8 protein-coding genes and 1 tRNA gene are annotated in these 9,067 nt (G+C 69.1%); all 9 read left to right on the plus strand.

Annotated elements, in window-relative coordinates; translation table 11 throughout:
• The first annotated feature begins 5 nt into the window (after positions 1-5).
• Positions 6-971 (plus strand): bifunctional riboflavin kinase/FAD synthetase, encoded by a 966-nt coding sequence (locus ACT53R_RS19130; RefSeq protein ID WP_476173508.1) that lies wholly within the window; start codon positions 6-8, stop codon positions 969-971.
• A gap of 59 nt (positions 972-1,030) precedes the next feature.
• Positions 1,031-3,823 (plus strand): isoleucine--tRNA ligase, encoded by a 2,793-nt coding sequence (ileS, locus tag ACT53R_RS19135; protein WP_476173518.1) that lies wholly within the window; start codon positions 1,031-1,033, stop codon positions 3,821-3,823.
• Between the two features lie 152 nt (positions 3,824-3,975).
• A complete protein-coding gene (gene lspA, locus ACT53R_RS19140) occupies positions 3,976-4,488 on the plus strand; it encodes a signal peptidase II (RefSeq protein ID WP_476173509.1) in 513 nt (170 codons plus the stop codon).
• 7 nt (positions 4,489-4,495) lie between these two features.
• Positions 4,496-5,446, plus strand: coding sequence for a 4-hydroxy-3-methylbut-2-enyl diphosphate reductase (gene ispH / locus ACT53R_RS19145; RefSeq protein WP_476173510.1), 951 nt, complete (start codon positions 4,496-4,498; stop codon positions 5,444-5,446).
• A gap of 76 nt (positions 5,447-5,522) precedes the next feature.
• A tRNA-Thr gene (locus ACT53R_RS19150) sits at positions 5,523-5,598 on the plus strand.
• 169 nt (positions 5,599-5,767) lie between these two features.
• Positions 5,768-6,550 carry a hypothetical protein gene (locus ACT53R_RS19155; RefSeq protein ID WP_476173511.1) on the plus strand — a complete coding sequence of 261 codons (783 nt, stop codon included), beginning with the start codon at positions 5,768-5,770 and terminating at the stop codon, positions 6,548-6,550.
• A 10-nt stretch (positions 6,551-6,560) separates the two neighbouring features.
• Positions 6,561-7,220 carry a lysoplasmalogenase gene (locus ACT53R_RS19160; protein ID WP_476173512.1) on the plus strand — a complete coding sequence of 220 codons (660 nt, stop codon included), beginning with the start codon at positions 6,561-6,563 and terminating at the stop codon, positions 7,218-7,220.
• The gene (locus ACT53R_RS19165; RefSeq protein ID WP_476173513.1) at positions 7,217-8,479 is read left to right on the plus strand and encodes a sterol desaturase family protein; all 1,263 of its coding nucleotides are present in this window, start codon (positions 7,217-7,219) and stop codon (positions 8,477-8,479) included. The genes ACT53R_RS19160 and ACT53R_RS19165 overlap by 4 nt, the downstream gene beginning before the upstream one ends.
• 270 nt (positions 8,480-8,749) lie before the next feature.
• Positions 8,750-9,067 (plus strand): helix-turn-helix domain-containing protein (locus tag ACT53R_RS19170; RefSeq protein ID WP_476173519.1); only part of this gene is annotated, 318 nt, incomplete at its 3' end.

The raw sequence follows: 9,067 nt of genomic DNA on the forward strand, positions 1-9,067 counted from the left end.
TCCCGATGACCGATCTCTTCCGCGATCTCGACGGCGGGCCGCTGTGCCCCGAAGGCAGCGTGGTCTGCATCGGCGCCTTCGATGGCCTGCACGTCGGCCATCGCGCGCTGGTGGGCCGTGCGGTCGAGCGCGCCCGCGCGCTGGGCGTGCCGGCCGTCGCGGTCGGCTTCGAACCGCTGCCGCGCGAGTTCTTCTCGCCCGCAGTGCCGCCGCCGCGCCTGCAACTGCCGCGGGCCAAGCTCGCCGGTTTCCACAGCCTGGGCATCGATCTCGTCGGCCTGTTGCGCTTCAACGCCGCGATGGCCGCGGTCTCGCCGGAGGACTTCGTCCGCCGGCTGCTGGTCGGCCGGCTGCGCGCCCGCGAGGTCTGGGTCGGCCCCGATTTCCGCTTCGGTCGCGCCCGCGCCGGCAATCTCGACCTGCTGATCGCGATGGGCGTCGAGCACGGCTTCGCCGCCGGCACCATCGCGCCGGTTTTGCTGGACGGCCAGCCGGTGTCGAGCACCCGCATCCGCGCCGCGTTGCAGGCAGGCGATTTCGTCACCGCCACGCGCCTGCTGGGTTCCCCGTACGCGATCTCCGGCCGCGTGGTTCGCGGCCAGCAGCTCGGCCGCACGCTGGGCTATCCCACCGCGAACCTGCGTTTCCCGTACGGCACGCCGGCGCTGCGCGGCATCTACGCCACCCGCGTGCACGGCGTCGCCGATGCGCCGTGGCCGTCGGTGTCGAGCTTCGGCACCCGGCCCACCGTCGGCGGCCGCGAGCCGCTGCTGGAAGCCCACCTCTTCGATTTCGACGGCGACCTCTACGGTCGCCACATCGAGGTCGAGTTCGTCGCGCGGTTGCGCGACGAAGAGAAATTCCCCGATCTGCCGACGCTCGTCGCGCAGATGGACCGCGATGCCGCGCAGGCGCGACGCCTGCTCGACGCGACGGACGACACCCAGACGACAGAACGAGTCAGCGCGTGAGCGACCAGGACAACAACCGCTACAAGGCCACCCTCCACCTGCCGGCCACGGATTTCCCGATGCGCGGCGACCTGCCCAAGCGTGAGCCGATCGCGCTCGCGCGCTGGCAGGCGCAGGACCTGTACGCACAGGTCCGCGCGCATGCGAAGGGCCGCCCGCTCTTCGTGCTGCACGACGGTCCGCCGTACGCCAACGGCGCGATCCACATCGGCCACGCGGTCAACAAGATCCTCAAGGACATCGTGGTGAAGTCGAAGCTGATGGCCGGCTTCGATGCGCCCTATGTGCCCGGCTGGGACTGCCACGGCCTGCCGATCGAACTGCAGGTCGAGAAGAAGTTCGGCAAGGTCGGCGAGAAGATCGACGCCGCCACGTTCCGCAAGCGCTGCCGCGAATACGCCGCCGAGCAGATCGACCTGCAGCGCAAGGACTTCAAGCGCCTCGGCGTGCTCGGCGACTGGGACAACCCGTACCGCACGATGGACTTCCGCTACGAGGCGGACATGCTGCGCGCGCTGGCGAAGATCGTCGACCGCGGTCACCTCTCGCGCGGCGTGAAGCCGGTGCACTGGTGCTTCGACTGCGGCTCGGCGCTGGCCGAGGCCGAGATCGAATACGCCGACAAGCAGTCGCCCGCGGTCGACGTGGCCTACACCGCGCGCGATCCGCATGCGCTCGCCGCGAAGTTCGGCGTCGGCCTCGATGGCGATGTCGAAGTCGCCGTGCCGATCTGGACCACCACCCCGTGGACCCTGCCGGCGTCGCTGGCGGTGTCGCTGGGCCCGGACCTCGAATACGCGCTGGTCGAAGGCCCGGAGCGCGACGGCAAGCGCCGCCTGCTGGTGCTGGCCGACGCGCTGGCCGCGAAGGCGCTGAAGCGCTACGGCATCGACGAGCCGGTGGTGCTGGGCCGCGCGCACGGCGCGGCGCTGGAGAACCTGATCCTCGCGCATCCCTTCTATGCCGAACGCGACATCCCGCTGATCCTCGGCGACCACGTCAGCGCCGAAGACGGCACCGGTGCCGTGCACACCGCGCCCGGCCATGGTCAGGAGGACTTCGTGGTCGGCAAGGCTTACGGCCTGATCGACCAGTACACCGCCGCGCAACTCAATCCGGTGGACGGTAAGGGCGTGTACCTGCCGTCGACGCTGCCGTTCCGCACCGCGGACGGCGAACTCGTGCTGGCCGGCATGCACATCTGGAAGGCGAATGCCGCGATCGTCGACGCGCTGCGCGGCACCGGCGCGCTGCTCGCGTATTTCCCGCTGACCCACAGCTACCCGCACTGCTGGCGCCACAAGTCGCCGGTGGCGTTCCGCGCCACGCCGCAGTGGTTCATCTCGATGGACCAGGCGAACCTGCGCGCCGACGCGCTGGACGCGATCAAGCAGGTCGAATGGTTCCCCGACTGGGGCCAGGCGCGCATCACCGGCATGATCGACAACCGCCCGGACTGGACGATCTCGCGCCAGCGCACCTGGGGCGTGCCGATCGCGCTGTTCGTGCATCGCGAGACCGGCGAACCGCATCCGAATTCGCCGTCGCTGATGCGCCAGGTCGCCGACTATGTGGAAAACGGCGGCGCCGATGCGTGGTACGCGCTGGACGCGGCCGAACTGCTGGGCCCGCAGGCGCAGGACTACGACAAGGTCACCGACATCCTCGACGTGTGGTTCGATTCGGGCGTCAGCCACGAGTGCGTGCTCGCCGCGCGGCCGCAGGACGGCCTGCGCAAGCCGGCCGACATGTACCTCGAAGGTTCGGACCAGCACCGCGGCTGGTTCCACAGCGCGCTGCTCACCGGCATCGCGATGGACGGGCATGCGCCGTACCGGCAGGTGCTGACGCACGGCTTCACCGTCGACGAGCACGGCAAGAAGATGTCGAAGTCGCTCGGCAACGTGGTCGAGCCGCAGAAGGAGATCGACCAGATGGGCGCCGACGTGCTGCGCCTGTGGGTGGCCGCGGCCGACTACCGCAACGAGATGTCGGTCTCCGACACCATCCTCAAGCGCAGCGCGGACGTCTATCGCCGCCTGCGCAACACCGCGCGCTTCCTGCTCGCGAACCTCGCCGGCTTCGATCCGGCGCGCGACCTGCTGCCGCTGGAGGACATGCTGGCGCTGGATCGCTGGGCGGTGCATCGCGCCGACGTGCTGCAGCACCAGATCGCCAACGCCTACACGCGCTACGACTTCCCCGAAGTGGTGCAGGCGCTGGTGAACTTCTGCAGCGTCGACCTCGGCTCGCTGTACCTCGACGTCACCAAGGATCGCCTGTACACGATGCGCGAGGATTCGCGCGGCCGGCGTAGCGCGCAGAGCGCGATGTACCGCATCGCCGAGGCCTTCGTGCGCTGGATTGCGCCGATCCTCACCTTCACCGCCGACGAGATGTGGGCGCACCTGCCGGGCGAACGCAGCGGCCACGTGCTGTTCGCGACGTGGTACGACGGGCTGGCGCCGATGGCGCAGAACGCCGTGCTCGACAGCGCCAAGTTCGAGCGCCTGCTCGCGCTGCGCGAACAGGTGGCGAAGACGCTGGAGCCGATGCGCGCCAGCGGCGAGATCGGCGCGGCGCTGGATGCGGAGATCGCGATCCGCTGCGACGCCGAGACCTTCGCGTGGCTGGCCCCGCTGGCAGACGAACTGCGCTTCCTGTTCATCAGCGGCGACGTGGCCGTGACGCAGGGGCCGGCGGGCATCGAGGCCTCGGTGAGCGCCAAGCCCAAGTGCGTCCGCTGCTGGCACCACCGCGCCGACGTCGGCGCGCATGCCGAGCATCCCGAGCTGTGCGGTCGCTGCGTGAGCAACGTCGACGGCCCGGGCGAGGATCGCCGCTGGTTCTGATGTTTCCTTCTCCCGCCGGGAGAAGGTGCCCGAAGGGCGGATGAGGGTCGGATTGCCCGTGTCCTCTCTGCCCGTGTCGCGCATTCCCTCATCCGGCGCTTTGCGCCACCTTCTCCCGCGGGGAGAAGGCAACAGCCAAGGTTCTCCGAGCGATGTCGTCCCTTCCCAAACCCAACGCCCTGATCTGGCTGCTGCTGTCGGCGGTCGTGATCAGCCTCGACCAGTGGAGCAAGGCCTGGGTGCTGTCCTCGCTGCCGGAATACCAGCCGGTGGTGGTGATCGACGGCGTCTGGAACTGGTTCCGCAGCTACAACACGGGGGCGGCCTTCAGCTTCCTCGCCGATGCCGGCGGCTGGCAGAAGTACGTCTTCTCCGGGCTGGCGGCGGTGATCAGTCTCGTGCTGGGCGTCTGGCTGGCGCGCACGCCGCGCGGCGACTGGCGCAACGCGCTGCCGTTCTCGCTGGTGATCGGCGGCGCGCTGGGCAACCTGATCGACCGCCTGCAGCACGGCCACGTGGTCGATTTCATCCAGTGGCACTGGAAGGACGTCTACTACTACCCATCGTTCAACATCGCCGATTCGGCCATCGTCTGCGGTGCGATCGCGCTGCTGCTGATGGGCCTGTTCGGTGACCGCGGCAAGGCGGCGGGGAAGGGGGGATAATCCCGCCATGGAAATCATCCTCGCCAATCCCCGCGGCTTCTGCGCCGGCGTCGACCGCGCGATCGAGATCGTCAAGCGCGCGATCGAACTGCTGGGCGCGCCGATCTACGTCCGCCACGAAGTCGTGCACAACCGGTTCGTCGTCGACGACCTGCGCCAGCGCGGCGCGATCTTCGTCGAGGAACTGGACGAAGTACCCGACGGCGCCACGGTCATCTTCAGCGCCCACGGTGTCTCGCAGGCGGTGCGCGTCGAAGCGGAGCGCCGCGGCCTGAAGATCTTCGACGCCACCTGCCCGCTGGTGACGAAGGTGCATCTGGAAGTGGCCCGCCATTGCCGCGCTGGGCGCGACGTGGTGCTGATCGGCCACGCCGGGCACCCGGAAGTGGAGGGCACGATGGGCCAGTGGCTGGCGGAAGCCGGTGCAGGCGCGATCCATCTGGTCGAGGACCTGGACGACGTCGCGCGGCTGGACGTCGGCCAGCCCGAGCACCTGGCCTACACCACCCAGACCACGCTGTCGGTGGACGACACCCGCGACATCATCGCCGCCCTGCGCGCCAAGTACCCGGCCATGCAGGGGCCGCGCAACGACGACATCTGTTACGCCACCCAGAACCGCCAGGACGCCGTGCGCGAACTGGCTGCACAGTGCGACCTGGTGCTGGTGGTGGGGTCGCCGAACAGCTCCAATTCCAACCGCCTGCGCGAACTGGCCGAGCGGGAAGGGGTGGAGGCCTACCTCATCGACGGGGCGGAGGAGATCGACCCGCGCTGGGTCGAGGGCCGCCGCCACATCGGCGTGACCGCCGGCGCCTCGGCCCCGGACGTGCTGGTCCAGGGCGTGATTGCCCGCCTGCGTGAACTCGGCGCCGGCGGCCTCCGCGAGCTGGACGGCGAGCCCGAGAGCATGGTCTTCGCCCTGCCCAAGGAACTCCGGGTGCAGTTGATCGACTGAAGCACGTTGACCGCAACCGCCCCGGAAACCTAGAATCCCCATCCCGCCACCGGCCCGCCGGCGGCGCAGTTCCATTGCCGGAATAGCTCAGTTGGTAGAGCGGCGCATTCGTAATGCGTAGGTCGCAGGTTCGACTCCTGTTTCCGGCACCACGCAAGGTAGAGGTCTGTTCGCGACGACGATGAACGAGTCGTCACGAGGGGAAGCCCGGAACTGCGGGTTTCTCACGGCAGCCTGTCACACAAAGCCCCGCCTCCGCGGGGCTTTCGTGTTTTCATGGCACGACAATTCCCCAGGCACGACCGGGAGCCCGTTTCCGCGATGTCCAACGCCAAGAGTGTCCGCGTCCTCCTGCTGCTGGTGGTGTTGCTGATCGTCGCCCTCGGGGCCTGGCGCGACCGCGCGCAGACCACCTCGTGGAAGCATCCGCTCTATCTCGTCGTCTACCCGATCAACGGTGACGGCAGCGACGCCAGCGCGCGCACGATCGCGACCCTCACCCCGGAACGCTTCGCGCCGGTGGAGGCGTTCTTCAGCGCCGAGGCGAGCCGCTACGGCGTGAAGCTGGCGTACGACCAGCCGCCGGTGCGGGTGCGGGTGGCGCCCGAGGTGCACGAACTGCCGCCGGCGCCGCCGCCGAACGGCAACATCCTCGCGGTGATGGCCTGGAGCCTGCGGCTGCGCTGGTGGGCGTGGCAGCATGGCGACTACAAGACCGGCCCGGGGCAGATCCGGATGTTCGTGCTGTACTACGACCCCGACCGTCATCCGCGGCTGGCGCATTCGCTGGGGCTGGAGAAGGGCCTGATCGGCGTGGTCAACGCCTTCGCCGGCACGCAGATGGAAGGCGAGAACCAGGTCGTGATCGCGCACGAGTTCCTGCACACGGTCGGCGCGACCGACAAGTACGACCCGGCGACGACGCTGCCACTGTTCCCCGAAGGCTATGCCGACCCCGGCCGCCAGCCGCGCTATCCGCAGACGGCGGCGGAACTGATGGGCGGGCGCATCCCGCTGTCGCCGGCCGATGCCGAAATTCCCGAAGGCCTGCACCAGACGATGGTGGGCACGGTGACCGCCGCCGAGATCGGCTGGCTGAAATGAGGACGGCTCGATGAAAGGACTCGACATCGCGATTCTGCTGTCCGCCATCGCCGCGATCGCCGGCGCGTGGCTGGGCGGCGATGCGCTGTGGCTGCACTACGTGACCAAGCCGCTGGCGACCACGCTGATCCTGTGGCGGGCCGCCGCGGCCGCGCCCGCGATCGGCGTGCGCTACCGGCGCGCCGTGCTCGTCGGTATGACGTTGTCGCTGCTCGGCGACGTGCTGCTGATGCTGCCGACCGATCTGTTCGTGCCCGGTCTGGTCGCGTTCCTGCTGGCGCACGTCGGCTACGTCGTCGCGTTCGCGCCGGGCTCGACGTGGATGGCGCGCGCGATCGGCTTCGGCGTGCTGGCGGTGGTCGTGGCGATCAATCTCGCAGGCCTGCTGCCGCACATCGCGCCGGCGTTGAAGGGGGCGGTGATCGCCTACGTCGTGGTGCTCGCGTCGATGGCGGCGCTGGCGCTGGCGCGCGCGTGGACGCCCGCGCTCATGCGCACGTGGCCGCGGGCGACCCGGTTCGTCGCGTTCGGTGCGGTGTGCTTCGTCGCCAGCGACAGCCTGCTGGCGTGGGATCGCTTCGGCGGCGGCATCCCGCTGGCGCCGCTGGCGATCCTCTCGACCTACTGGATCGCGCAATGGTGCATCGCGCGTTCGGTGGAGGCGCGATGACGCCATCGCTCGCCGAACGGATCATGATGGTCGCGATCCCCGGCTTCTTCGTGCTGATGGCGATCGAACTGCTGGCCGCGCGGCTGATGCGGCGGCGCGTGTATCGCCTGAACGACGCCATCGCCAGCATCGGCCTGGGCGTGCTGTCGCAGGTGGTCGGCGCATTCGCGAAGGTGCTGACCATCGGCCTCTATGCGTGGCTGCTACCGCGGGTGGCGCTGTTCGACCTGCCCGCAACGAGTCCTTGGGTATGGCTGGTCGCACTGGTGCTGTACGACTTCTGCTACTACTGGCTGCATCGTGCCGGGCACGAGGTCGGCGTGCTGTGGGCCGCGCACGTGGTGCACCACCAGAGCGAGCGCTACAACCTCGGCACCGCGCTGCGCCAGACCGGCAGCGGCGTGCTGCTGGGATGGATCTTCTACGTGCCGCTGGCGGTGCTGGGCGTGCCGGTGGAGGTGTTCGCCGTGGTCGCGGTGATCGACCTGCTGTACCAGTACTGGATCCACACCGAACTGGTGCCGAAGCTGGGCTGGTTCGACCGCGTGTTCGCCTCGCCGTCGAACCACCGCGCGCACCACGCGGTGAACGATCGCTACCTCGACCGGAATTACGGTGGCATCTTCATCCTGTGGGATCGCCTCTTCGGCACCTTCGTCGAGGAGGAGGACGACGACCCGCCGGTGTTCGGCACGCGCGCGCCGCTGCGCAGCTTCAATCCGCTGTGGGCGAACATCGAGGTCTACGCGGCATTGGCGAAGGATGCATGGCATGCCCGCCGTTGGCGCGACAAGCTGCGCGTCTGGTTGAAGCCCCCGGGCTGGCGGCCGGCCGACGTGGCCGAGCGCTTCCCGAAGCCGGCGTTCGATCTCGCCCGCCGCGAATACGACCCGCCGTCGTCGCGCCCGATGCAGGGCTACGCGCTGTTCCACTTCGCGCTGCTGCTGGGACTGGGCACGCAGTTCCTGGCGCACGCGCCCGCGCTCCACGGCCTGCAGGCGCTGGCGCTCGCGGGGTTCGTGACGGCCGGCCTGTGCGCGCTCGGTGCGCTGCTGGAAAGCCGCGCGTGGGGCCTCGCGCTCGAAGCGGTGCGGCTGGTCGTGCTGGGGCTGTGGCCGATGCTGACGGCCGATTGGCCGGGCATGGCGTCGCCCTCCGCCGTCGCGATCGCATTTCCCGTGATCGCGGGGCTCAGCGCGCCGTTGTTGTGGCTGGCGTGGCGGGGCAATGCGGGGTTGTCGCTGCCGCAGGCAGGCTGAGGTCCGGTAGGTCGCAGCCAGGACGCCGTCCAATGCGCGTTCGTCCCGACGCGGATTCCGGATCGACGAGCGATCCATGAACCGGAGACCCGGAGGGCGGCGGACATGATGTCCGCCGTTTTTCGATGAGGCATGGATGCCTCGTCGAAAAATCCCGGCCACGTTCCCGATGGCAGATGTGAAGTGGCTCTGAAACGTTTTCTTTCGTCCGCGGATTCAACCGATCGATGCAACACACTGAAGGCTGTGCAGGCGGCGGAGGTGTTGCAGATGAAGCATAGGAAAAGAATCCATTACACCGATAGCCAGAAGGCCCTGATGTGGGATCGCTGGCAATGCGGCGAGCCGGTGCATCGGATCGCCGCCCTGTTTGACCGGCATGCCAGCTCCGTCCGCAGCATCCTGATTCGGCATGGCGGCATTCGCCCGCCGGCGAGGCGGCGATCACCGCGGGCGCTGAGTCTGGCCGAGCGCGAGGAGATCTCCCGCGGACTGGCCGCAGGACGGTCGATCCGTGCGATCGCCGCTTCGCTGGGGCGGGCGCCCTCCACGGTGAGTCGGGAGATCGATCGCAACGGCGGCACTCAA

The organism is Lysobacter sp. DMC104 (assembly GCF_056313665.1).